The organism is Rhizobium sp. WSM409 (genome assembly GCF_057653825.1).
Genome location: NZ_JBYGKP010000002.1, coordinates 124,523 through 148,727 on the forward strand (window position 1 = coordinate 124,523; position 24,205 = coordinate 148,727).

The window sequence follows — 24,205 nt, forward strand, 5'->3', positions numbered from 1 at the left end:
AGGCAGCACTGCGATACGGCGGAATCGCCGCATGACCTTCGAAAAGGAGCCGTGATGACGGACGCCGATGATACGCTTGCCGTGCGTGCTGCCTGGCTTCACTATGCCGGTGGTCTGACGCAGTCCGATGTTGCTCGCCGCCTCGGCGTGCCGTCGGTAAAGGCCCATCGCCTCATCGCCAGAGCGGTCGCCGATGGCGTCGTCAAAGTCACCATCGACGGGGATATCGTCGAGTGTGTCGAGCTGGAGATGCGGCTATCGGAACGGTTCGGGCTTCAATATTGCGAGGTCGCACCCGATCTCGGCGAGGAAGGCTTGCCACTGCGCGCACTCGGCCATGCCGGCGCCGGCTATCTCAAGCGCGAGATCGAGCGCGGCGACAATACGGTCATCGGCCTTGGTCATGGCCGCACGCTTTCCGCCGCCGTCCAATATATGCCGAGGGTGAGCGCGAAGAACCTGCGTTTCGTCTCATTGCTTGGCGGGCTGACACGAAATTACGGCGCCAATCCCTATGACGTGATGCATCGCATCGCCGAAAAGACCGGCGCCCATGCCTATGTCATGCCGGTTCCCTTTTTCGCCAATACCGGCGAGGACCGCGAAGTGCTGAAGGCGCAGCGGGCCGTCAAGGAGGTCTTCGACCTTGCCAATAATGCCGACCTGAAGCTCGTCGGCCTGGGCACTGTCGATGCCGAGGCGCAGCTGGTTTTGTCCGGGATGGTCGAACCCGGTGAAATCGACGACATTGCCACTGCCGGCGGCGTCGGCGAGATCCTCGGACATTTTTTCGACGCCGACGGCCACATCCTCGACACCGCGCTGACGGCACGCACGCTCTCTGCGTCTTTTCCCAAGACCAAGAAAGAGCGGCTCGTGGCGCTGGCGGGCGGACAGTCGAAGGTGCCGGCCATCCGGGCAATTTTGAATAGCCGCCGTCTTTTCGGGCTGATCACCGACGAACGAACCGCGCAGGCGCTGCTGAGGTAGCTACGGAAACACAACAATATTTTGATCGCAAAATCACAGAATAAATGTTGATTATCACGCAAACTCCGTTATCTTAACATTAAGCGAGGGTGGAGACCGGGATGAGGCGGGAAGAGCGGCAGCAGTTGATCGTCAACCTGCTCGTCGAAAACAAGACCGTCGATCTCGACGACCTTGCCGATCGCTTCACTGTGTCAAAGATGACGATCCATCGCGATCTCGACGATCTCGAGCAGGCCGGCGTCCTGCGCAAGGTTCGCGGCGGCGCGACCATTGACGCCGGAACGCAGTTCGAAAGCGACTTCCGCATTCGCGAACGCCAGGGCAACGAAGCCAAGCTGGCTATGGCTCAGACCGCGCTGGAACTGGTCGAACCGGGGATGACGGTGATGGTAAATGACGGCTCGATGGCGGCCGTGCTCGGCGAAATGCTGCTGCAGAAGCGGCCGCTGACCTTGATCACCAACAACGCGGCGATCATGGAGCGGTTGAAAGGCGAAGCCGGCATCGCGCTGATCGCGCTTGGCGGTATCTATTCGGCGAAATTCAACGCCTATCTCGGCGTCGTCACCGAGGAGGCACTGTCGCGGCTGAGGGCCGACATCGCCTTCATTTCAACGCCCGCCGTCAGCGGCGGGCGCGCCTATCACATGGACGATAACGTCGTGCGCGCCAAACGGGCGATGATCGCGTCGTCGACCAGGACCTGCCTTCTGGTCAACCATCAGCGCATCGGCCACACCGCCCTGCATGTCATGGCGGACCTGGCCGACTTCGACGCGATTATTACCGACAGCGCACCGGATGCTGCTGTCCTGGAAGAATTCGAGCAGGCGGGCATTACGCTCACCATCGCATCAACGCAGGATCCGACATGACCGAAAAGCCGCGCTTCTGGATTGGCACCAGCTGGAAGATGAACAAGACGCTTGCTGAAGCCGAACACTTCGCCCGCGGTCTCGAAGCTGCCGACGCCGCACGCGACCCGCGTATCCAGCGCTTCGTCATTCCGTCTTTCATCGCCGTGCGCGAGGTCAAGGCGATGCTTGCCAAAACTTCGGTGAAGGTCGGCGCCCAGAACATGCATTGGGCCGACCAGGGTGCCTGGACCGGCGAAGTCTCGCCGGTAATGCTGAAGGACTGCAATCTCGATCTCGTCGAGCTCGGTCATTCGGAACGGCGCGAACATTTTGGTGAGACCGACGAGACTGTGGGTCTGAAGACTGAAGCGGCCGTTCGCCACGGTCTCGTTCCGCTGATCTGCATTGGCGAGACGCTTTCCGACCGCGAAAGCGGAAAGGCTGCCGACATCCTCGCGACCCAGGTGCGCGGCGCGCTTTCGAAACTTTCGGGCGCCCAGAAAAGCGCCGAAATCCTGCTCGCCTACGAGCCGGTCTGGGCGATCGGCGAGAAGGGCATTCCGGCGACTGCGGATTATGCCGATGCCCGCCAGTCTGAAATCATCGCCGTTGCCGAAACGGTGCTGGGCCGGAAGATCCCCTGCCTTTATGGTGGGTCGGTCAACCCGCAGAACTGCGAAGAACTGATTTCGAGCCCGCATATCGACGGGCTCTTCATCGGCCGTTCGGCCTGGAATGTCGAAGGTTACCTCGACATCCTGGCCAAATGCGCCGCCAAACTCTGAGGAGAAAGACAATGAAACTTGCCATTGCAGGAGACAGCGCCGGCGAAGGCCTCGCCAAGATTCTGGCTGACCATCTGAAAGAGCGCTTCGACGTCTACGAAGTCTCGCGCACGAGCGCCGGTGCCGATCCTTTCTACGCCAACCTCTCGGACCGCGTTGCCTCAGGCGTCATCGACGGCACCTACGACAAGGCGATCCTCGTTTGCGGCACCGGCATCGGCGTCTGCATCTCGGCCAACAAGGTTCCGGGCATCCGCGCCGCCCTGACGCACGACACCTATTCTGCCGAGCGTGCCGCGCTTTCCAACAATGCGCAGATCATCACCATGGGAGCCCGCGTCATCGGCACGGAGCTTGCAAAGTCGATCGCTGACGCGTTTCTTGCCCAGACCTTCGACGAGAACGGCCGCTCTGCCGGTAACGTCAAGGCCATGGATGATCTCGACGCGAAATACAGCGCCCGCTGAAGAATGACGATGCCGGGCAGGGGTGTGTTCGATGTCACTGAGGCCGCACCCGAGGACTGCTCGACCCGATCCAGATCCGGCAGCGAATTCGGGACGCGGAATACGGGAGGCATCTCCGCGTTAAGTCGTTGAATTGAGATTCGTTTCGACTCGGAACAATCCGCCGTGTGATTCGGTTGAGTCGCGTTGTTGCCATCGAAGCGAAGAAGAAGCAGATGAAAAAGCCGAGCAGGACAAAGTCCAAGGCTGGGGAAAAGCAAGGGCCGGCACCGGGCAATGTCATCAGAATCATGAGTGCTCGGCGCAAGCCGGTCGAAGTGGAAAACCGCTCGGGGAGGCGTCAGACTTAATCATGAAGCGCACGCGCCGCCCACTGCCCTTGCTCGACGAGTCTCACTCAACGCTGCATTCTCGTCCGATCCGCAGACGCGATCCTGACCAGCCCAGCCTGCCCTTCGATCCAATGCCATCGCGCGTCGAGCCCTGCCTCGCGCTGCTGAAGCCGACTGTGCCCATTGGGCCGGATTGGCTCTATGAGGTGAAGCTGGATGGCTATCGATTGGCAATCCACGTTGAGCCGAAGGGCGTGCGGGTCATCACCCGTGGCGGCCATGACTGGACCCATCGCTTCCCCACCATCGCCGCGGCAGCGAAAGAGCTTGGCGTAACGACCGCCATTCTCGACGGCGAGGCCGTTGTACTCGATGATAACGGCCGATCGGATTTTGGTGCCCTGCAGCGTTCGCTCGGCGGGCGGGGAGGCAAGCGAGTATCGACCGAGTCGATCCTCGTCGCCTTCGACCTTCTCTATCTCGATGGACACGATCTGACCGGCACCGAGCTTGACGTACGCCGACACCTGCTCGAAGACCTGATACCGGGCGGCGACGATCAGACGATCCGCCTCTCCGAGCAGATAGAGCTGCCGGCCGAAGAACTCCTCGAGCACGCCTGCCATCGTCATCTGGAAGGTATCATCGCCAAGCATCGCGACCGGCCCTACGGCAGTGGCCGTACGGGCGACTGGCTGAAGATCAAATGCGTCCAGAGCGAGAGCTTCATGATCGTCGGTTATGAGCAGTCCGCATCCGCCCGCGGCGGCATCGGCAGGCTACTGCTGGCCGGCAGACGAGGGCTCGACTGGATTTACGTTGGCTCCGTCGGAACTGGTTTCGGTGCCAGGGATGCTGAATACCTGAAAAAGACGCTGGACCGGTTAAAGACCAACCGGCCGGTCGTTCCGCTGAATGGCAAGCGCCTCGTCCTCGTCCAGCCGACGCTGATCGCTGAGATCGAGTTTCGCGGCTGGACGGATGACGGCAATCTCCGCCATGCTTCGTACAAGGGGCTGCGCGAGGTCCAGGATAATGCCGCAGTCTTCGATATGACCTAACCGCTCATACTTTTCGGCTTCATGCTCTAGATTTGAGCGCTTGCAGCAGGTCAAAACGTCGATCAGAGGCCCTTCAGAAGAAGCCCAAAAATGTGCCGTCCATTGGAATATATCGACGCTCACGTAAACACCGAGCGGACGAAGGCATCTCCTGCGCTCATGAGTTGCTGTATCGCAAAAAGGCTGATTGATGGTCAGATTCTCGGCAGGTCTGGCATCCAGAACCTGCCGGAAAGGCTCTAGCAGACCGGCGGTCGAGCAGGTCGGCTAAATCGTCCTGATAAAACAAGCTAAATAGTCGACGAAGCAGCCGAGATCCCGTATGCCGCTCATATGTCGATCCGACAGGCAATAGAAAGTCACAACGATGGCAAACACGCCCCGCAGACCTGTCAATCCAATGGATGCTGCCGAAGCGTTGTTCAAACCCGCGAAGAAGAAGCCCGAACAAGCTGTTGAGCGGCCAGCGCTGCCGAATATCAAGGAGCTCGTTTCGCTCAAGATCGACAGTGATGTGCTTGCCCTTTTCCAGGAAGATGGCCCCGGTTGGCAGGATCGGATCAACGATACATTGCGCGCCGCGATGAAGAACAGGCTCTGACCCTGTTGCGCCATCTTGTCCGCCACGGGTGGTCGCTGTGATGCCGAATGCGCTGCACCGGCTTCTCCGCAGTGGCGTTGTCCATGTTCTCTTCGCCTTTTTGGCAATGGGCAGCTGGGCGGTTTTCGCCAATCTCGCGCACGCCATGCCATTGCCGCTCTATGCCGGCCTTGTGCAGGGGACGATATCCGCCTGCCTGACGCTGTTCCTGAAATCTGTGATCGACTGGCTTTCGAAGCGCTTCGTCGGATCTGCGCGATTTTGGGCGCCGCCTCTCATTGCTTGTCTCGGCTCCGCCAGCATTCTCGTGGCAATCCATGCGGCGACCGGTACACCGGAAATACTCAAGACCATCGCACTTCCGCTGCTCGTATCGACGAGCTACGCGGCGATTTACAACTATTCGATCTCGCCAAGACGAGGTTTCGATACATAACGGGCAGGCAACTGATCCCATTGGCGGACACGCCTCCTGCGATAACAAGCAGTCGCATGCTGGAGGAAGCAAGGCGTGTCCGCGGTACATGTCACTCCTTCACTGCCCCGGTCATCGATGAGACGTAGTAGTCCACGAAGAACGAGTAGAGGATGACCACCGGGAGCGAGCCGAACAATGCGCCCGCCATCAGTGCCCCCCATTCGAAGACGTCGCCGCGCACCAGTTCGGTCAGCACGCCGACCGGGATGGTTTTGTTTTCCGACGACTGGATGAAGGTTAGCGCATAGATGAATTCGTTCCAGGACAGCGTGAAGGCGAAGATGCCAGCCGAAATCAGTCCGGGTACGGCGAGCGGCAGGATGATCTTGGTGAGAATCTGCCATCTGTTGGCGCCGTCCACCAGCGCGCTTTCCTCCAGCTCGAATGGGATCGAGCGGAAATAGCCCATCAGCAGCCAGGTGCAGAAGGGAATGAGGAAGGTCGGATAGGTGAAGATCAGCGCCAGCCGCGAGTCATAGATCCCGAGCTTGAAGACGATGAAGGCAAGCGGGATGAAGAGGATCGACGGCGGCACGAGATAGGCGAGGAAGATGACGAGGCCAACCGAACGGGAGCCTGTAAAGCGGACGCGCTCGATCGCATAGGCGCCGAAGACTGAGGCTACCAGCGAGAGGAAGGTGGAGCAGACCGCGACCAGCATCGTGTTCCACAGCCAGCCCGGATAGGATGTCTCAAAGAACAGGTATTTGACGTGATCGAGCGTCGCGCCTACCACCCAGAAGGGGCTGTAGTTGCTGTAGTCGGTCAGCTGGTCGTTCGGCTTCACCGCGGTGATCGCCATCCAGTAGAACGGGAAGAGCAGCACGACGACGAAGACGGCCATCGGCAGGTAGAGCATCACGATCCGCCGCGGCAGGCGGTTCAGATAGCTCATGCCTTCGGCATTGTCGGTCACGACCTGATCGGCGGCGTTTGAATTTATCGACATCGTCACTCTCCCCTAATCCTGGCCGCCCTGTTGCCATTTGCGCCGTTGCAAGCCGAAGAAGCTAAACATGATGGCGCCGAGCAGGAAGGGCACCATGGCGACTGCGATGGCCGCACCTTCTCCGAGCTGACCGCCCGGAATGCCGCGCTGGAACGATAGCGTCGCCATCAGATGCGTCGCGTTGACCGGTCCCCCCTTGGTCAGCACGTAGATGAGCTGGAAATCCGTAAAGGTGAAGAGAACCGAGAAGGTCATCACAACGGCAATGATCGGCGTCAACATCGGCAGCGTCACATAGCGGAACCGTTGCCAGCTCGTGGCGCCGTCGAGAGAGGCGGCCTCCTGCAGCGACGCCGGAATCGTCTGCAGCCCCGCAAGCAGCGAGATCGCCACGAAGGGAATGCCGCGCCAGACATTGGCGACGATGACGGATATGCGCGCATTGATGGGGTCGCCGAGAAAATTGATCGGTCCGTTGATCAACCCCAGCTGCATCAGCGACCAGGAGATGATCGAAAACTGGGAATCGTAGATCCACCAGAAGGCCAGCGCCGAAAGCACCGTCGGCACGACCCAGGGAAGCAGCACGATCGCCCGGAAGAAGGACTTGAACGGTAGGTGCTGATTGAGCAGCATCGCCAGCCAGAGGCCGAGCGCGAATTTCAGCACCGAGGCAACGGAGGTATAGAGAATGGTGTTGAAGACCGACAGCCAGAAGACGCTGTCGTCCATCAGGAACTGGTAGTTCTCCAGGCCGATGAAGACGCCGTCGCGGCCGATCCTCGTATCGGTGAAGCCGAGCCAGACACCGAGCCCCAGCGGATAGGTCAGAAAGCAGACGAGGAACACTGCCGCTGGCAGCATGAACAGGAAGCCGAGAACATTGTTGTTCTGCAGGAGCGAGGAGATCGGCCCGCGTCTATCCTCCGGATTCACCATCGACATTGCTTATCTCCCAGATTGCACTTGAACTCTCAGAGGACGTTGCGGCATGCCGCAGCCGGCATGCCGCTTGCTTTGAAGCGCGGCTCAGACGCGGTAGTAGCGGTTGGCCCGCCGTTCAGCTTCCTTCATCGCATCCTCGGGCGACATCTGGCCGGTGACGGCGGCGGCATACATGTCGACCAGAACGTAATCGGCCATGGTCGCTGCCGAGGCATAACCGAGTGGGCCGGCATAGCCGTTCGGACGCAGCTTTTCCGAGGCACGTGCATAAGGCGCGTGGATCGGATCGGATGTCCAGATCGGGTTCTTGGCGAAAGCCTTGAGCGGCTGGCAGCAATAGGCGCTTGAGCCCTGGATCCAGGCATTCATCTGGTCGGCTTCCATCATGAACTTGATGTAGGCCTTCGCCGCTTCCGGATATTTCGTATGCTTGAAGAGAAGCAGCGAGCTCGTCTGGAAAAGCTCGACGCTCTGGCCAACCGGGCCGATCGGGAAATTCGTCGTGCGGATGTCCTTGGCGATCTCGGCGAGCTTCGGGTCGTTCTTGGCCGTGTAATAGACCGAGACGCCGTTGGCGATCAGCGACACCTGGCCGGCGAGGAAGGCGCGGTTGTTGTTGACGTCCTGCCAGCTTTCCGTGCCCGGAATGAAGGTCGCATAGAGTTCCTTGGCATAGTTGATCGACGCCAGCGTTTCCGGGCTGTTGATCGTCACCTTGCCGCCTTCGTCGACCATCTTGCCGCCATGGCTCCAAAGCAGCCAGTGGGCGTAGTTGTTGCCGTCGCCGACGGCCTTGCCGTGCGGGAAGCCGGCCGGCGTGCCCTTGGCTTTCATCGCCTTGCAAAGCTCGAGGAAGCCTGCCGTGTCCTTCGGGAACTCGCTGAAGCCAGCTGCTTTCACGTGAGTGTCGCGATAGACCACCGCATTGCCGATTGCCGCCAGCGGCATGGCGATGAAGGTATCGCCGCGCGCGGCATAGCCCTTCACACCGTCGTACCAGCCGCCATATTTGTTGCCGAGATAGTTGGCGAGTTCGGTCAGGTCGACCAGCTTGTCGGGATACTGGTGAGCGTCGTCGAACCAGCACATGATGAGGTCCGGGCCGGAGCCGACATTGGCCGCGACGGCAGCCTTCGGGCGTATATCTTCCCAGCTTTCCTTGTCGATGCGCACCTCGACGCCGGTCGCTTCGGTGAACTTCTTGGTGTTTGCAATCCAGGCCTCCTCGTCGCCCTTGACGAAGGGTGTCCAGCGCAGCAGCCGCAGGCTGGCGCCGCTTTCCGGCGTGTAGGTCGGTTCAGCCTGCGCGAAGGTCGGCCGGATGCCGAGGCCGGCGGCGCCGGCGACGGCAGCCGAGGCGGCAAGAAAGTCACGTCTTCTGATCCTCATGAGATTCCTCCTCATTAAAAAGCGGGTGCGAACTCCCCGTCGTTCACTTCCCGCTTGGTGAACGACGGTCCTTGCATCCCTGACAGGGGATGCGTGCCTGTCTGCGGGTGACGAGAGGGCTCCTCCGCCCCGCGCCGCCGCCGGCCGGCCTCAGTCTGTCAATCTCCGCCCGGTTTCGGTGTCGAAGAGATGAACATGCGCGGCGTCGATAGAAACGCGCAGGGTTTCGCCCGGCCGCGCGCTGACGCGTTCGCGGAAGACGCAGCTGAGGTCGCTGCCGCCGAGCCTGAGGATAAGATGCGTCTCGTAGCCGGTCGGCTCGATCACCACGATTTCGCCGGGCAACCCGTTGGCATCGAGTAAAATGTATTCCGGGCGCAGCCCGTAGACGAGGTCGCGGCCGATGGCGTCGGCTGGCGGATTGGCGACCGGGAGCGCAGTGCCGTCGGATGCCCTGAAACTTGTCGGGTTTTCGGGTTCGAGCCTGCCCTTGATCATGTTCATCGCCGGCGAGCCGATAAACCCGCCAACGAAGAGATTGGCCGGCTTGTCGTAGAGCTCGAGCGGTGTGCCGATCTGCTCGACGACGCCGTCATGCATGACGACGATCTTGTCGGCCATGGTCATGGCCTCGATCTGGTCGTGGGTGACATAGACCGTCGTCGTTTTCAGCCGCTGGTGCAGTTCCTTGATTTCGGCGCGCATGGCGACGCGCAGCTTCGCATCGAGGTTGGATAGCGGTTCGTCGAACAGAAAGACTTCCGGATCGCGGACGATCGCCCGCCCCATGGCGACACGCTGGCGCTGACCGCCGGAAAGCTGGCGCGGATAACGGTCGAGCAATTTGTCGAGACCGAGGATGCCGGCGGCATATTTCACCCGCTTCTCGGCTTCCGCCTTCGGTGCCTTGTTCAGCATCAGCGAGAAACCCATGTTCTCCTGTACCGTCATATGCGGATAGAGCGCATAGTTCTGGAACACCATGGCGATGTCACGGTCCTTGGGCGGCAGCGTGTTGACCACGCGCCCGCCGATCTTGATCTCGCCGCCGGAAATATTCTCAAGTCCCGCCAGCATCCGCAGAAGAGTGGATTTTCCACAACCCGACGGGCCGACCAGGATCACGAACTCCCCGTCGGCAATGTCGATATCCACGCCTTTGATGACCGGAAATGTCCCGAATGATTTCCGCACATCCGCGAATTGAACGCCTGCCATACCCACTCCTCCCAGAAATCGAGCGCTACATGCTATGTATTCGTATTTTCGTATCTCTTGCCGGCGGCCTTATGTTCTCAAGTCCTTTGCCAGGGCAATCCCGAATATGCGGGTGTGCCCTGGCGGCACTCTCCTCCTATGGGGCGGCTCAACCTCATTTGGACGCACCCGGAGCGTCTTCGGCGAGGTAGACCTCGATCAGCTCGTCCACCGTGGTTTCGGCGACGAAACCCAGTTGCGTCGCCCGTTCGGGCGTAAAGGACTTCGGCCATCCGGCGACGATCCCTTCAATGACCTCGTCGCGGCGACGATCGATCAACTCCGCCGCCTCGGGACCGGCAGCACGGCGTAAGGCGGCAATCTGGTCGGCAACGGTGGCGGCGACGCCCGGCATGGTGAGCGTGCGCCGGACACCCAGCGCCGCGGTGTCGAGCGTCGCCGCATGGATCAGGAACTTGATGGCGGAACGCGGGCTTGCCAGCCAGTGCTTGACCGTTTCCTCGACCGGAAGAACAGCCCGCTGGCCTGCAAGCGGTTCACGCAGGATTCCGGAAAAGAAGCCCGATGCGGCGGCATTCGGCGCACCCGGCCGGATCACGATGGTCGGCAGCCGGATTCCGACGCCGTCGATAAAGCCGCGCCGCGAATAGTCGGCAAGCAGAAGCTCGGAAATCGCCTTCTGGACTCCGTAGCTGGTCAGAGGTGCGAGCACGTAATCATCGGGAATGGGATCGGGAAACGGCGAGCCATAGACCGCGATCGACGAGGAGAATACGAACCGGGGAACATAGGCTTGGCGGCTTCCTTCCCGGCGGATCGCTTCCAACAGCAATCGCGTGCCGTCGAGATTGACCTTGTAGCCGAGGTCGAAATTGCGCTCGGCTTCGCCGGAAACGATCGCGGCGAGATGGAAGATCACATCGGCCCGGCGAGCCGCCAGGGCTTCCGCTGCGCCGCTTTCGGAAATATCGGCAGCCAGCGCTTCCACCGGCGCAACGACACCGGCGGGTATCGGCGGAGGCGCGATATCCACGAGCGTCATGCGCGTGATTGTATCGCCGCCGAGTGACCCGCTGCGCCCCAGCGTGGCTGCGAGCTTCCGGCCGATCATTCCTCCCGCCCCGATAATGAGAATATGCATCGTGTTTCGCCTCCTTGCGAACTACGAGAAGAGTAACTTGGTCGTCGTATAAATACGGGTTTCGTGGATTGCGAAGGCCGTGCATGCGGCATCCGGGTCCCGCGTCTCCAAACCAGCGAGGATCAACCGGTGATCGGCGATGCTCGTGGTGATCGTTCCGGGCTGCGATACGACGCGCCTTCGGTGGCTCAGAAGATAGGAATAGAGGTCGGCGGCCATATCAGCCAGCACCGCGTTGCCGCTGGAACGGTAGATAACGGTGTGAAATTCCCGGTCACATATCAAAAAACGCACAGGATCGTCACAGGCGGCCTCCTGCGCTGTGATCGACTTGCGGAGATAATCAAAAGTTGAAGGCTCCATCTTGAGCGCGGCAGCCCTGACGACCTGCGCTTCAATAAGAAGCCGGGCCTCATGAACATTGTCGAGACTGTAGGCCGCGATGTCGCGATAGCGCGCAGCCTGGACGGCCAATTCGCCGACGTCCTCCGATGCCACTACCGTGCGCGTTCCGTGCACAACCGAGAGAATCCCATGGGTGGAAAGGATAAGGATCGCCCCACGGACGGTCTCGCGGCTGACCGAGAGTGCGGAGGCGAGTTCACGTTCGCTTGGCAACGGATCGCCTACCTTGAGAATGCCGGTGGCAATGAAGGTCGCAATCTTCTGGACAACGAAGTCTTTCATCGACTTCTTCGGCGCTCCACCGAGCGCCGCAACGTCTTCGAGCATCGCTCGAACGTCCATTGCTTTTCCCCTCCCCGCTCAGGTCCACTGGTCCGGTAAGTGGACCAGTAGACCTGAGCGAAAGAGGATTGTCAACGCATGATGGCTGCGATTTACCCACCGATATTTGGAGCAGTTTTTTGAATGGCAATATCAGCGCGCCGAGAAAATTCACGCCGAGAAAGCCGGCTGATCACAGTGCCGGACGGTCCATAGTCCGATAACGCTCAAGCCACTTTGGAGACTTTGCCGAGCCGCTTGATCGCCTGTTCCAGCGGACGCTTGCCATCGCCGTAATCCTCCCAGGCAGAGGACTTCGACAGCAGCGTCGGGACGGTGCGAATGGTGAAGCGCTTCGGGTCAAGATCAGATTTGACCTGGGTCCAGGTCAGCGGCATCGAGACGGTGGCACCCGGCCGGGCGCGCGGCGACAAAGGTGCAACCGCCGTCGCCATCCGATCGTTGCGCAGATAGTCCAGGAAGATCCGGCCATCCCTCAGGCTCTTCGTCATCTTGATCAGATAGAGTTCGGGATTGTCGCGTGCCATCTGCTGGCAGACGTCGTGGGCAAATCCCTTCGCTTCGGCCCACGAAAGCGGCTTGCGTTTGTTGATCGCAAGCGGAGTGACGACGTGCAGACCCTTGCCCCCAGTGGTCTTGCAAAAGCTGATCATTCCCAGCGCGTCGAGACGGTCCCGCATTTCGCGGGCCGCCGAAACGACCGCGGAGAAGGGCACATCCGGACCTGGATCAAGGTCGAAGACGAGCCGGCCGGGCACCTCAGGCTGACGCGGTTCGCAATTCCAGGGATGCAGCTCGACGGCGCCGATCTGCGCGACGGCAGCAAGGCCTTCGATACGGTCGATCTGCAGGTATGGTTTTTTGTCGCCGAAAACCTTGACCAATTCGACAAGATTCGAGGTGCCGGGCATCGCATGACGCTGAAAAAACTGCTCGCCGCCGATCCCGTCGGGTGTACGGATGATCGAACACGGACGTCCCTTGATGTGCTCGATCAGCCACGAACCGACGGCTTCGTAGTAGCAGGCCAGGTCCTCCTTGGTAACGGTTTTGCCGTCATTGGCATCCGGCCACAGCGGCTTGTCCGGGTTGGAGATCAGCACCCCCATGACCTCGGCCTTGGCGCCTTTTTTGCGGACGGGTCTGGTTTTCGCCTCCACCGTCGGCTGTGGCACGTCAGTTTGCGCGGGCTTTGCCGGCCGTTCGGCCTTGACCTCTTTGGCCGGCTTGTCTTCCCGCAGTCCCTTGAAGGCCGCCTGCCGGACAATGCCGTCTGCGGTCCAGCCTGCGAATTCGATTTCCGCCACTAGCTCGGGTTTTAGCCAGATGACCTCGGCCTCCTTCTTCGGCGCGCCGATGCCGGTGAACGGCGATTTCGCCGTCTCGAGCGCTTTCAACTTCGGAAGCAGCGTTTCCACTTTCTTCGCGCCATATCCCGTGCCGACGCGGCCGACATAGACGAAGTGGTCGCCGTGGTAGACGCCGACCAGCAGGGATCGGAATTTCCCGTTGGTCTGGGCATAGGCGCCGATCACCACCTCGTGGCCGGAGCGGCATTTCGACTTCGCCCAGCTTTCGGTGCGGCCGGATTGATAGGGTGCATCCGCCTCTTTCGAGACGATGCCTTCCAGTGAAAGCTTGCAGGCAGACTGGAGAACTGCATCACCGCCGGTGTCGAAATGCTCGACGAAACGGACGCGCGGATCATCGCCGGCGTCGGACAGAAGGCTTTGAAGCCGCGCCTTGCGCTCGATGAGCGGCAGCGATCGCACATCCTCGCCACCCTCATAGAGAAGATCGAAGGCGAAATAGACGAGCTCGCCGGTCTTGCCTTCCGAAAGGGCCGCCTGCAGGGCCGCGAAATCAGGAGCGCCATGATCGTCGAGGGCGCAGATCTCGCCGTCGATGATCGCATCGGGCAGTGTCGATGCCGCCTCGGCGATCTCGGGATATTTTGCCGTCCAGTCGAGCCCTTTCCTGGTCTTCAGCGTCGCCTCGCCATCCAGCACTCGCATCTGGATCCGGTAACCGTCGAATTTGATCTCGTGAACCCAGCCAGTGCCTGCCGGAGGGCGTTCCAGTGTCCGGCAGAGCTGCGGCGCAATGAAATCCGGCAGATCGACCTTTGTGGCCGGTTTCGATTTCCGACCGCCTCCGGTGTCGTCTTTTCGCTCTTCGGCAGCCAGTCCGTGATTGCTGTCCCAAACGGCATCAGCCTGAACGTCGCCACCCTCGATCATGAAAGGCCTGGGCTTTCGTCCCTTGCCGCCGGCAATCATCTCCATGGTTCGGCCGGAGGCGACAGAGGTGTCGTTCTCCTCGAGGACCGCTTCGCCTTTGTTTTCGACGGAGAACTCATCATGGTGTTTGATGAGCAGCCAATTTGTCCGGTTGCCGCCGTTGCGATCATTGCGCATGCGCACCAGCACGAAGCTACCGTGCAGGCGTTTGCCTTCCAAGGTGAACTTGAAGTCACCCTTGGCGAGGGCCTGCTCGGGGCTCTTCTTTCCTTCCGGTTCCCAATAGCCCCGGTCCCAGAGCATGACCGTCCCACCGCCATACTGGCCCTTCGGAATGGTGCCTTCGAAGTCGCCATAGTCGAGCGGATGATCCTCGACCTCAACTGCCAGCCGCTTGTCGTGCGGGTCGAGAGACGGGCCTTTGGTGACCGCCCAGGATTTGAAGACGCCATCCAGCTCGAGCCGCAGGTCGTAGTGCAGCCGGGTGGCATCATGTTTCTGGATGACGAAGCGACGGCGATTGCTGCGCGCGAGGCGTTTTTCACCGCTCGGCTCATCCGTTTTTTTAAAGTCGCGCTTCGACCGATAGGTCGATAGTTTGTCACTGGCCATGGTCGTTCCCGAAAGCAGCCCCGACAGCGAAATGCCGCCTGGCGGCTGGAAGTTCCATCAGGGTGCTCCTCCAGCCGTCAGCGGATGAAACGGCTGGGATAGACGAGAAAAAATTTCTCGGCCTCGCCGCATCGTTCTCTTGCTTGAAACGTTAATTGCTACCACCGGGATGCAAACATGCGCGCTGATCAATGGCTATCTCTTCTCATCATCGCGCTGATGATGGGCGCGTTCCTGTGGGGTCGTTATCGATACGATATAGTCGCCGTGAGCTCTCTTCTCGCTGCAATCATTGTCGGCATCGTTCCCGCCAAGAATGCTTTTTCCGGCTTTTCCGATGACATTGTCATCATCGTTGGCAGCGCGCTCGTCGTCAGTGCGGCGATCTCCAGATCGGGGATCATGGATGTCGCCTTGCGCCGATTTTCTCCCGAACGACGCGGACCACGGATGCAGCTGATCATTCTGGTTGCCATTGTCGCAGCCCTGTCGGCTTTCATCAAAAACATTGGTGCGCTGGCGATCATGATCCCGGTCGCTGTGCAGATGGCCCGGAAATCACGCGTATCACCGTCGATGTTCCTGATGCCGATGTCTTTCGCCTCTCTGCTCGGAGGGCTTATGACGCAGATCGGCACGTCGCCGAACATCATCGTTTCCCGGGTGCGCGAGGAGATCACCGGGCAGCCGTTCATGATGTTTGACTATACGCCTGTCGGCCTGGCGCTCTCGGTCGCCGGCGTTGTCTTTCTGGCGCTGTTCTACAAGCTGCTGCCTGAAAGATCACGGGTCGAAACGTCGATGGATGAGGCGGTGGCGATCAAAAACTACACGACCGAGGCCAAGGTCACCACGCCATCAGGGGCGATCGGGCGGTCCGTCAGCTGGCTGCAGAAGCCGGCGGGCGGCGATGCGATGGTGACTGCGATTATCGGTGGCAACGGCCAAAGACGAACGCCCCTTCCCGACACGGTGCTTAAGGATGGCGACCTTCTTATTATCGAGGGGGAGCAGAGCGCCCTCGACAAGATCGTCAGTGAAGCCAAGCTTCAACTGTCCGACCGTAAACACGAGCCTGAGACGCGCCAAGACATCAGTTCAGTCGAAGCTATCGTTGGCGAACATTCCCGCTTGATCGGCGTCAGCGCAAAAGACGTTTCTCTCTTTCACAATACCGGCCTCAACCTTCTTGCCGTCAGCCGCCGCGACAGGCGCTTCACCGAGCGCCTGGGCGAGATCAAGATTCGCAATGGCGACGTCGTGGTCTTGCAGGGCGACTTGCAGAAACTACCGGATCTTCTACGCGAATGGGGATGTTTGCCGCTGGTCGAACGAGATATGAAGCTCGGCAACGCCCGCAATGGCATGATCCCCGTCATTATCCTGATGGCAACGATGGGAGCAACAGCCTTCGGGGGCATTCCCGTTGCGACAGCGTTTTTCGCCGCCGCTTTTCTGATGGTGGTCACCGGATGCGTTCCTTTGCGGGAAGTTTATCAGCATCTCGATGCGCCCATTCTGATCATGCTGGCCGCTCTCATTCCGATCAGCGACGCGCTCAGGACCACAGGAACCACCGACATCATCGCGGACCTCCTCTCGCGAACCGCCGAAATGCTCCCGCCCTTCGGTGCTTTGGCTCTGATCCTGGTTGCGGCCATGGCCGTAACCCCGTTTTTGAACAACGCAGCGACGGTTCTGGTCATGGCCCCGATCGCCGCGACCTTTGCCGAGAAGCTGGGCTTCAGGCCCGATGCCTTTCTGATGGCGGTGGCAATTGGAGCCGGCAGCGACTTCCTCACGCCCATCGGACACCAGTGCAACACGCTGGTGATGGGACCGGGCGGATATCGTTTTGGTGACTACGCCCGACTGGGTCTGCCGCTGTCGCTCATTGTGGTGCTCGTCAGCGTGCCGATCCTGTTATTGGTCTGGCCGATCTGATTGCACCTGACACCGGATGTTGCGGTGACCGATAAGAAATTTCGAAGCAGAGTTGTGTTCCTCACGCGGTGACGTCGGGAATAGGCAAGCCTAGGATCTCGGCATGTTTGCAAAGCTTTTGCCAAGCTGCATCGCCGACCGGCACGCCCTCTTCTAACGCCGAGCGGCGCTTTTGCGCTGCGCTGTCGCCCGGCATGCGAACGGGGCCATTGTTCCAGGGCGCCGGAGGATTGCTGCGGCAGGCAGAGGCGAGAAAGTCAGACTGCGCTGTAAAGGCATCGAGCCCGGCAAAAAAAGCCGGATCGATGACCTGAAGGAAGGCGCTTTGCGAAAAGACACCGGATGGCGTGTTCGCCCGTCCCTTGCCGGAAAGCCCCTGCCCCAGCAACTCGACGATCAGTCCGAGCCCAAAACCCTTGTGCCCCTTCAACTGGCCGCCGAGAGGCATCATCGTCCCGCCCCGTTCCGTCACCTCGCGCGGATCATCGGTCGGCTCGCCTGCGACAGTGAAAGCCCAGGCCTCAGGAAATTTCTTGCCGGCCTTCGCCAGGTTTTGCGTCATGGTCGTGGTGGTGATCGAGGCCGAGACGTCGATCAGGATCGGATCCGCAGATGTCGGGAAGCCGGCCGCCATAGGGTTGGGCGTCAGAAGCGGCTTCGTGCCGCCATAGGGCGCAACGCGGCTCGCCGCGGGATGCGAGACCGACAGCTGTACGATGAGGCCCCGTTCGGTTACCTGCCGCATGAAGGCTGAAAGCGCGCAGGTATGGTGGCAGTTGCGGATCGCGGCGGTGACGACGCCATGATCGCCGACCCGTTCGCAGGCCTGCTCGATCGCCTTCGTCAGCAGCCATGCGCCCGGCAGGGATTTGCCGTCCCAAACAAAGGCTGCGCCGCGGTCATTGACGATCTCATAGCTGCCGGACTTTGCCAGCGAGCCGTCTTCCAACGCCTCGACATACCAGCTCAAAAGACTGACGCCATGGGTTTCGTGGCCGATCATGTCGCCTTCCACCAGGATGGCGGCAGTCGTTTCGGCCTTGTCGGCCTCCATGCCGGCGCGGGTCAATATCTGCTTTGCGAATTGAGTCAGGGCAATGCGGTCAATCAGCGGCATCGGCGTTTCTCCCTCACGTCATGGAAAGCACGGGCCGCTGTTTGCGGCGGCCCGTGGTTAAGTGCGGCATACCGGCTTACTTGAAGCGGATCTGCGACAGCTGCAGTTCGGAATTCGTCGCGATCGTCGGCTTGAAGTCGAGACGCGGCGAGACGCGGGTGAAACCGACCATGTGAAACATCGGGATGTCGGCGATGATTTCGGTGTTCACCTTGGCGAAAAGCTCCTTCCAGAGTTTTGTGCGCTCGTCGCCGGTGGCAGACGTCGCCTTGGCGATCAGCGCGTCAACGGCCGGATCGCGAACCATGGAGTGGGAACCGTCGGTCGCGTATTTCACGAATGCGGTGAAGACGGGGTCGCCGGTCGCATTGTCGTGCTGCGACTGGGTCAGCGTCGGACCGGAATCGGCGACAAAGGGTGCAACGAAGTAGCCGTTCCACACGGACACGTCATACATGTCGAGCTTTACGTTCAAGCCGACTTCCTGAAGCATCGCCATCATCGCTTCCATCGCTTCGGTTGCGTTTGGATATTGTCCATTGCGACCGATGATACGGATCTCACGATCGACCGGGACGCCGTCCGCTTTCGCTGCTGCGACCAGTTCCTTTGCTTTTTCGGGATCATAGGGCCAAGCGGGGATATCGGCATTGTAACCGATCGTGGTCGGCACAACGAGCTGTGTCGCGATCTTTGCCTGTTCGGGGAACAGCGTTCCGAGCATCGCCTGACGATCGATGGCGAGGTTCATCGCTTCGCGGATGCGCCGGTCGTTAAGGGGTGCTGCGCGCGTATCGATGCGCAGCGATGTCGTTTCCGAATTCGGGTAGGCGAAATCGGTTTCCTTGTTGGTGGCATCCTGTACGGATACGGCCGGAACGATATCGGCTTCGCCAGCATCGACCATGGCGGCTGCAACGGCGCTGTCTGAGCGGAACAGATATGTCGCCTGTTCCACCTGGGGTTTCTCCCCCCAATATTCCGGATTGCGTTTCAGCACGATTGACTGGCCGATTTCCCATTTGTCGAACGTATAAGGGCCAGTGCCAATCGGCTTGCGGGTGAATTCGTCGGCTGGTGTCGCCTCGGCCGATTCCACAGCCATCACCGTCATCAGAAGCGGAAGAATCGGCTGCGCCGGTTTTGTTGTAATGCGGATCGTGTTGGCATCGGGCGTTTCGAAGCTGAACTCCGTGCCGCCGAAATATTTGCCGCCGGTCTCACAGCTGAGCTTCTTATTCTTGTTGCGCTCGATGGTGAATTGGACATCCTTGGCGGTGAACGGCTTGCCATCGTGCCATTTGACATTCGGGCGCAGCTTGAACTCCCAGGTGTCGTCATCGATCTTCGACCATTCCGTCGCCAGGCGAGGTTTGAGGCCGCCATTGACGTAGTCGAACTCCACCAGCATCTCGTTGACGTTTTCAGAAATGACCCGGCCGACGTCCTGGCGCGCTGCCATACAGGGTTCGACGACATCGACGGTTTCGGCAAGCACAACAGTGACGTTGCTCTTGGCATCCTGAGCGTGTGCCGTACCGCCGCTCAACGCGAGCACCGTTGTTGAAAAGCAGGCAGCTAACAAATGCAGTTTCATTTCGTTCTCCTCCCATGCGCCTTTGGCGCTCCTCACAGTGAATCTGCGTCCCGTTTCCGGTGCTCCGGCATCTATCTCCTCATAGTTCTACAAAGCACAAGTGCACTAATATACTAGTTAGCGACGGCCTTCAACCCTGGCGCTCCGAAGCACGGAGCCCTCAACCGTGTCTGGAACCCTTCATTTTTACTGGGCCGAAGCAATCAGTTGGCGCATCATCTCGACTTCCTCGTCGGTGAGATCCGTCAGCGGCGCCCGCACCGGTCCCGCCTCAAAGCCGCGCAATCGCACGCCTGCCTTGACCGCGGATACCGCATAACCGGCTTTGCGATCGCGAATACGGGCAAAGGGATAGTAGAAATCGCGCAGCATCTGTTCACAGGCAGCGTCGTCACCGGCAAGGAATGCCTTGTGGAATTTCAATGCCGTTTCAGGCACGAAATTGAAGACCGCGGAGGAATAGGTCGGCATGCCGGCTCCGCGATAGGCCTGGGCAAACAGTTCGTGTGTCGGCATGCCGCCGATATAGGAAAGGCGGTCGCCGAGCGCGATCGTGACACGGCGCACTGTATCGATGTCACCGGTTCCATCCTTGAAGCCGATCAGATTCGGGCATTCGTCGGCAAGCTGAGCAAGCTGCTCGGCCGAAACCCGCGCCTGGCCACGATTATAAACGATAACGCCCATATTGGTGGCCTTGCAGACGGCCCGTACACGCGCGGCGATGCCATCTGCCGGCGCCTCGGTCAGGTAATGCGGCAGCAGAAGAATGCCGTCGCCACCGGCCGCCTCGATCTCGCGCGCCATGTCACAGGCAATCCGCGTGCCGTAGCCGCATCCGGCAATAACCGGCGCGTCACCGGATACGGCGCGGGCGGCCTTTACCACCTCGACCACCTCGCCCGGCGTCAGCGAGAACAGCTCACCGGTGCCGCCGGCAACGATCAGGCCGGCAACGGGATAGGACGACAGCCATTCCAGATGCGCTGAAAACGGCTTGGCGGCAAACCGGTCCTCGGCATCGAAAGGAGTGACGGGAAAAGACAGCAGGCCGTTGCGAATGATCTCGCGAAGTTCCGTCGGGGCGATCAATTTGGTACTCCTCGGTTTCAGTTGCGCAGGTCTTGCGGCAACAGGTCGGCGGGGAAATTCTGATAGGCGACGGGGCGCAAAAACCTGCGGATCGACATGGTTCCGACGCTGGTCGCGCCGAAGTTGGTCGAGGCCGGGTAGGGTCCGCCATGCACCATGGAATCGACAACCTCGACGCCGGTTGGAAAGCCGTTGACCAGCACCCTGCCGGCCTTCCGTTCGAGGATTGGCAGCAGGTCGCGGGCAAGGCCCAGATCGGCGTCGTCCATATGGATCGTCGCGGTCAGCTGTCCCTGAAAGCTTTCGGCAAGGGTGAGCAACTTTTCAGGCGAGCCGACGCGCACGACGAGGCCGAGAGGACCGAATACTTCTTCGCTGAGCGAGTGATCGGCAAGCCAGGCCGAGCCGTTGGTCTCGAACAGGTTCGGCGTTGCTTCGCGGCCAGCACTCTGTGCCGCCAGAACCGGCGCGACAGCATTGCTTGTCCGCATGCGCTCGACACCTTCGTGATAGGCCGAGGCGATGCCTTTGGTCAGCATCGTCTGCGGCGCCACCTTTTCAAGAGCCGCCTTGGCGGCACTGGTGAACTTGTCCGCTTCCGGCCCATCGACGACGACGGCGATGCCGGGTTTGGTGCAGAACTGGCCGGCACCAAGCGTCAGTGAACCGGCCCAGCCTGAACCGATTGCCTCGGCCCGGGCAGCGGTAGCGGCCGGCAGCAGGAACATCGGATTAACGCTGCCGAGTTCCCCGAAAAAGGGGATCGGCTCAGGGCGCTGGGCGCAAAGGTCAAAGAGCGCCCTTCCGCCGGCAAGTGAACCGGTAAAGCCAACGGCTTTGATGGCCGGGTGCGTCACCAGCGCCGTTCCGACATCACGACGGCCGCCCTGGATCAGGCTGAAGACGCCGGCCGGCATTCCAGTGCGCTCGATAGCGGCTGCAATCGCCTCGGCAATGATCTCACCTGTGCCGGGATGGGCCGAATGTCCCTTCACCACGACCGGGCAGCCCGCGGCAAGCGCGGCTGCCGTATCGCCGCCGGCCGTCGAGAATGCCAGCGGAAAATTCGAAGCGCCGAAGACGGCGACCGGGCCGATCGGCCGTTGCACCAGACGGATCTCGGGCCGCGGCGCCGGCTGCCGATCGGGTTGGGCTGCGTCGACGCGTGCGTCGAGATGCGCGCCCTTGCGGATATGGTCGGCAAACAGTTTGAGTTGGCCGGTGGTGCGGGCGCGTTCGCCGTTGAGCCGGCCCTCCGGAAGCCCGGTTTCCTGCGTTCCGATGAGGGTGACGGCCTCGCCGCGCTTGTCGATCTCCTCGGCGATTGCCTCGAGGAAAATGCCGCGCTCCTCGCGTGTCGTTGCCGAAAACACTGCAAAAGCAGCTTCGGCGGCGCGGCAGGCGCGGTCGACCAGTTCCGTTGTGCCGACAGCAAAGTCATGTGCCTGCCCATGCGCCGGCTCTGACCGAAATGTCGTCGTTCCGGCAATCCACTCGCCGGCGATGAAATGCCTGCCTGAAGGGGTCCAGCTCATTGTTCTTCTCCTCGGCGGAGCCTCGCTCCGTCCTGATGCGTGAAGTGTTGTCCAAGTTTGGGTCGCCTTAGAACAGGATGATTTTAGGCCAAGTCGGCCTAAAATCTGAATCCTGTTCTAAATTAAATAGGTAGAGCATGATGTCGTCCGAAAACCGCTCACACTTTTCGGCATCATGCTCTAGCGGCCATTCGCCTTCCGCCATTCGGCAAAGAGCGTCAGATTGCTTTCGTCGGTGGCCGGGTAGAGGCCGATGATCGTATGACCTTGCTTGACGCGCTCGGTGACGAAATCTTCGTAAGCGGTCATCTCGACCGCTTCATCAGCGATCTCGTCGGCGATCTCAGCAGGGATGACGATCACGCTGTCGTCGTCGCCAACCATGATGTCGCCGGGGAAGACCGCCACATCGCCACAGCCTATCGGCACATTGATGTCGATTGCCTCGTGCAGCGTCAGGTTCGTCGGGCTGGAGGGACGATTGTGATAGGCGGGGATATCAAGACCGCCGATGGTCATGGCGTCCCGGAAGCCGCCATCGGTGACGACGCCGCCGCCGCCGCGCATCATCAGGCGGGTAATCAGGATGTCGCCGGCAGAGGCTGCGCGCGGATCCTTGCGGCTGTCCATCACCAGAACAAAGCCTTCCGGGCACGTCTCGATGGCGAGCCGTTGCGGATGTTTCGGGTTGCGAAAGACATTCATTGCGTTACGGTCTTCGCGCGCCGGCATGTAACGCAGCGTAAAGGCTGGTCCGACCATATTGCGGCCCTTTGGCTGCACCGGCCGAACATCCTGGATCGTCTGGTTTCTCAGACCGCGCTTGAACAGTGCCGAACAGAGCGTTGCGACAGAGACACCCATCAGTTTATCACGGGTTGCGGGGTTCATTTGCTTCTCCTCGTTCTCATTCAGGCGCCGAAACTGCGCGTTTCCACGGTCCAGTCGCGGGCTTTGCCCGTCAGGCTGCAGCCGAGCCCCGGACGGGCCGGCACGATCATCCGGCCGTCCTTGATCTCGAGTTGTTCGTTAAACAGTGGCGCCAGCCAATCGAAATGCTCTACCCACGGCTCATGCGCATAAGCGGCGGCCAGGTGCAGATGGATTTCCATGGCGAAATGCGGGGCCAGGCGCATACGTTTCGCCTCGGCGTGTGTGCAGATGCGCAGAAAGGGCGTGATGCCGCCGACCCGCGGCGCATCCGGCTGAATGAAGTCGACCGCATCGGCCCGGATCAGCGCCATGTGTTCGTCGGCGCTTGCCAGCATTTCGCCGGTGGCGATCGGCGTGGCGAGTTCGCGTGCCAGTGCCGCATGGCCCTCGGCGTCGTAGGCATCGAGCGGCTCTTCGATCCATTCGAGGTTGAGCGGTTCGACCAGCCGGCCGAAACGCAAGGCCGTCGTGCGGTCCCATTGCTGGTTTGCATCGACCATCAACGGGACACGGCCATCGATATGGCTGGTCACCGCATCAAGCCGGCGAAGGTCGATCATCGGGTCCGGCTGTCCGACCTTGATCTTGATGCCGCCTATACCGGAAGCGATCGAGTGGTCGATGGCATCGCGGATTTCCTCGACGCTCGATGACAGGAAGCCGCCGGAGGTGTTGTAGCAGGCGACACTGTCGCGATGCGCGCCAAGCAGTTTTGCAAGCGGCAGGCCGGCGCGTTTCGCCTTGAGGTCCCAGAGGCAGATGTCGATGGCGGCGATTGCCTGCGTTGCAATGCCGGAGCGGCCGACCGAGGCCCCGGCCCAGCAGAGCTTGTCCCAGATGCGCGCGGTATCGTTGGGGTCTTCGCCGATCAGGTTGTCGGCAAGCTCGCAGGCATGTGCATAAAGCGCAGGTCCGCCTGCCCGCTTCGAGTAACTGAAACCAAGCCCACTATGGCCAGCCTCGGAGACGATCTCGCAAAATAGAAAGGCCACCTGGGTCAGCGGCTTCTGCCGGCCGGTCAACACCTTGGCATCGCTGATCGGCCGCGCCAAAGGCAGGTAAGCGAGCGACAGGGTGACCGATCGGATGGCGTCCAGTTTGGACGGACCGGCAGCGAAGCCAGCCTTGGGCGGCTGTGCGGGGATCGTGCGTTGATTGGGATCAAACATCGT

General features: G+C 60.6%; 21 protein-coding genes. 8 read left to right on the plus strand and 13 right to left on the minus strand.

Going from position 1 to position 24,205, the window contains the following annotated elements:
* Positions 1-54 precede the first annotated feature (54 nt).
* The 7 genes from AC25BC_RS24160 (at position 55) to AC25BC_RS24190 (ending at position 5,532) form a co-directional block, all read left to right on the plus strand.
* Positions 55-990 carry a sugar-binding transcriptional regulator gene (locus AC25BC_RS24160; RefSeq protein ID WP_128438835.1) on the plus strand — a complete coding sequence of 312 codons (936 nt, stop codon included), beginning with the start codon at positions 55-57 and terminating at the stop codon, positions 988-990.
* Between the two features lie 101 nt (positions 991-1,091).
* Positions 1,092-1,868, plus strand: coding sequence for a DeoR/GlpR family DNA-binding transcription regulator (locus AC25BC_RS24165; RefSeq protein WP_128438834.1), 777 nt, complete (start codon positions 1,092-1,094; stop codon positions 1,866-1,868).
* Entirely contained in the window at positions 1,865-2,635 is a 771-nt protein-coding gene (locus tag AC25BC_RS24170) for a triose-phosphate isomerase (protein ID WP_128438833.1), read from the plus strand. The genes AC25BC_RS24165 and AC25BC_RS24170 overlap by 4 nt, the downstream gene beginning before the upstream one ends.
* A gap of 11 nt (positions 2,636-2,646) precedes the next feature.
* On the plus strand, positions 2,647-3,102 hold the full coding sequence (gene derI / locus AC25BC_RS24175; RefSeq protein WP_017996196.1) for a D-erythrulose-4-phosphate isomerase: 456 nt from the start codon (positions 2,647-2,649) through the stop codon (positions 3,100-3,102).
* Between the two features lie 352 nt (positions 3,103-3,454).
* Positions 3,455-4,495: a non-homologous end-joining DNA ligase gene (gene ligD / locus AC25BC_RS24180; RefSeq protein WP_128438832.1), complete on the plus strand. Its 1,041-nt coding sequence runs from the start codon at positions 3,455-3,457 to the stop codon at positions 4,493-4,495.
* A gap of 367 nt (positions 4,496-4,862) precedes the next feature.
* Complete coding sequence (locus tag AC25BC_RS24185; protein WP_113545621.1) at positions 4,863-5,096, plus strand: BrnA antitoxin family protein; 234 nt, start codon at positions 4,863-4,865, stop codon at positions 5,094-5,096.
* A 40-nt stretch (positions 5,097-5,136) separates the two neighbouring features.
* Positions 5,137-5,532, plus strand: a complete 396-nt coding sequence (locus AC25BC_RS24190) for a hypothetical protein (protein ID WP_012755637.1) — start codon at positions 5,137-5,139, stop codon at positions 5,530-5,532.
* Between the two features lie 91 nt (positions 5,533-5,623).
* On the opposite strand, the gene AC25BC_RS24195 is transcribed toward AC25BC_RS24190, so the two are convergent.
* The 7 genes from AC25BC_RS24195 to ligD (AC25BC_RS24225) form a co-directional block, all read right to left on the minus strand.
* On the minus strand, positions 5,624-6,523 hold the full coding sequence (locus AC25BC_RS24195) for a carbohydrate ABC transporter permease (RefSeq protein WP_012755638.1): 900 nt from the start codon (positions 6,521-6,523) through the stop codon (positions 5,624-5,626).
* Positions 6,524-6,535: 12 nt separating this feature from the next.
* Positions 6,536-7,468, minus strand: coding sequence for a carbohydrate ABC transporter permease (locus AC25BC_RS24200; protein ID WP_012755639.1), 933 nt, complete (start codon positions 7,466-7,468; stop codon positions 6,536-6,538).
* A gap of 84 nt (positions 7,469-7,552) precedes the next feature.
* Complete coding sequence (locus tag AC25BC_RS24205) at positions 7,553-8,857, minus strand: ABC transporter substrate-binding protein (RefSeq protein ID WP_128438831.1); 1,305 nt, start codon at positions 8,855-8,857, stop codon at positions 7,553-7,555.
* Positions 8,858-9,007: 150 nt separating this feature from the next.
* A complete protein-coding gene (locus tag AC25BC_RS24210; protein ID WP_012755640.1) occupies positions 9,008-10,075 on the minus strand; it encodes an ABC transporter ATP-binding protein in 1,068 nt (355 codons plus the stop codon).
* A gap of 154 nt (positions 10,076-10,229) precedes the next feature.
* Positions 10,230-11,216, minus strand: a complete 987-nt coding sequence (gene denD / locus AC25BC_RS24215; protein ID WP_012755641.1) for a D-erythronate dehydrogenase — start codon at positions 11,214-11,216, stop codon at positions 10,230-10,232.
* A gap of 21 nt (positions 11,217-11,237) precedes the next feature.
* A complete protein-coding gene (locus AC25BC_RS24220; protein WP_003562459.1) occupies positions 11,238-11,963 on the minus strand; it encodes a FadR/GntR family transcriptional regulator in 726 nt (241 codons plus the stop codon).
* Between the two features lie 206 nt (positions 11,964-12,169).
* On the minus strand, positions 12,170-14,815 hold the full coding sequence (ligD, locus tag AC25BC_RS24225) for a DNA ligase D (RefSeq protein ID WP_128438830.1): 2,646 nt from the start codon (positions 14,813-14,815) through the stop codon (positions 12,170-12,172).
* Between the two features lie 177 nt (positions 14,816-14,992).
* Between ligD (AC25BC_RS24225) and AC25BC_RS24230 the strand changes: the two genes are divergently transcribed.
* Positions 14,993-16,759 carry an SLC13 family permease gene (locus AC25BC_RS24230; protein WP_128406702.1) on the plus strand — a complete coding sequence of 589 codons (1,767 nt, stop codon included), beginning with the start codon at positions 14,993-14,995 and terminating at the stop codon, positions 16,757-16,759.
* 61 nt (positions 16,760-16,820) lie between these two features.
* Here AC25BC_RS24230 and AC25BC_RS24235 read toward each other — a convergent pair whose 3' ends face one another.
* The 6 genes from AC25BC_RS24235 to AC25BC_RS24260 all read right to left on the minus strand — a co-directional run bounded on the left by AC25BC_RS24235 (position 16,821) and on the right by AC25BC_RS24260 (position 24,202).
* Positions 16,821-17,876: an Ldh family oxidoreductase gene (locus tag AC25BC_RS24235; RefSeq protein ID WP_128438829.1), complete on the minus strand. Its 1,056-nt coding sequence runs from the start codon at positions 17,874-17,876 to the stop codon at positions 16,821-16,823.
* A gap of 76 nt (positions 17,877-17,952) precedes the next feature.
* Positions 17,953-19,473: an ABC transporter substrate-binding protein gene (locus AC25BC_RS24240; RefSeq protein ID WP_012755645.1), complete on the minus strand. Its 1,521-nt coding sequence runs from the start codon at positions 19,471-19,473 to the stop codon at positions 17,953-17,955.
* A 186-nt stretch (positions 19,474-19,659) separates the two neighbouring features.
* Positions 19,660-20,565, minus strand: a complete 906-nt coding sequence (locus AC25BC_RS24245) for a 5-dehydro-4-deoxyglucarate dehydratase (protein ID WP_012755646.1) — start codon at positions 20,563-20,565, stop codon at positions 19,660-19,662.
* Positions 20,566-20,582: 17 nt separating this feature from the next.
* Positions 20,583-22,100, minus strand: coding sequence for an aldehyde dehydrogenase (NADP(+)) (locus AC25BC_RS24250; RefSeq protein WP_012755647.1), 1,518 nt, complete (start codon positions 22,098-22,100; stop codon positions 20,583-20,585).
* Positions 22,101-22,280: 180 nt separating this feature from the next.
* A complete protein-coding gene (locus tag AC25BC_RS24255) occupies positions 22,281-22,991 on the minus strand; it encodes a ribonuclease activity regulator RraA (protein WP_128438828.1) in 711 nt (236 codons plus the stop codon).
* A 20-nt stretch (positions 22,992-23,011) separates the two neighbouring features.
* The gene (locus AC25BC_RS24260) at positions 23,012-24,202 is read right to left on the minus strand and encodes an L-talarate/galactarate dehydratase (protein WP_128438827.1); all 1,191 of its coding nucleotides are present in this window, start codon (positions 24,200-24,202) and stop codon (positions 23,012-23,014) included.
* Positions 24,203-24,205 lie beyond the last annotated feature (3 nt).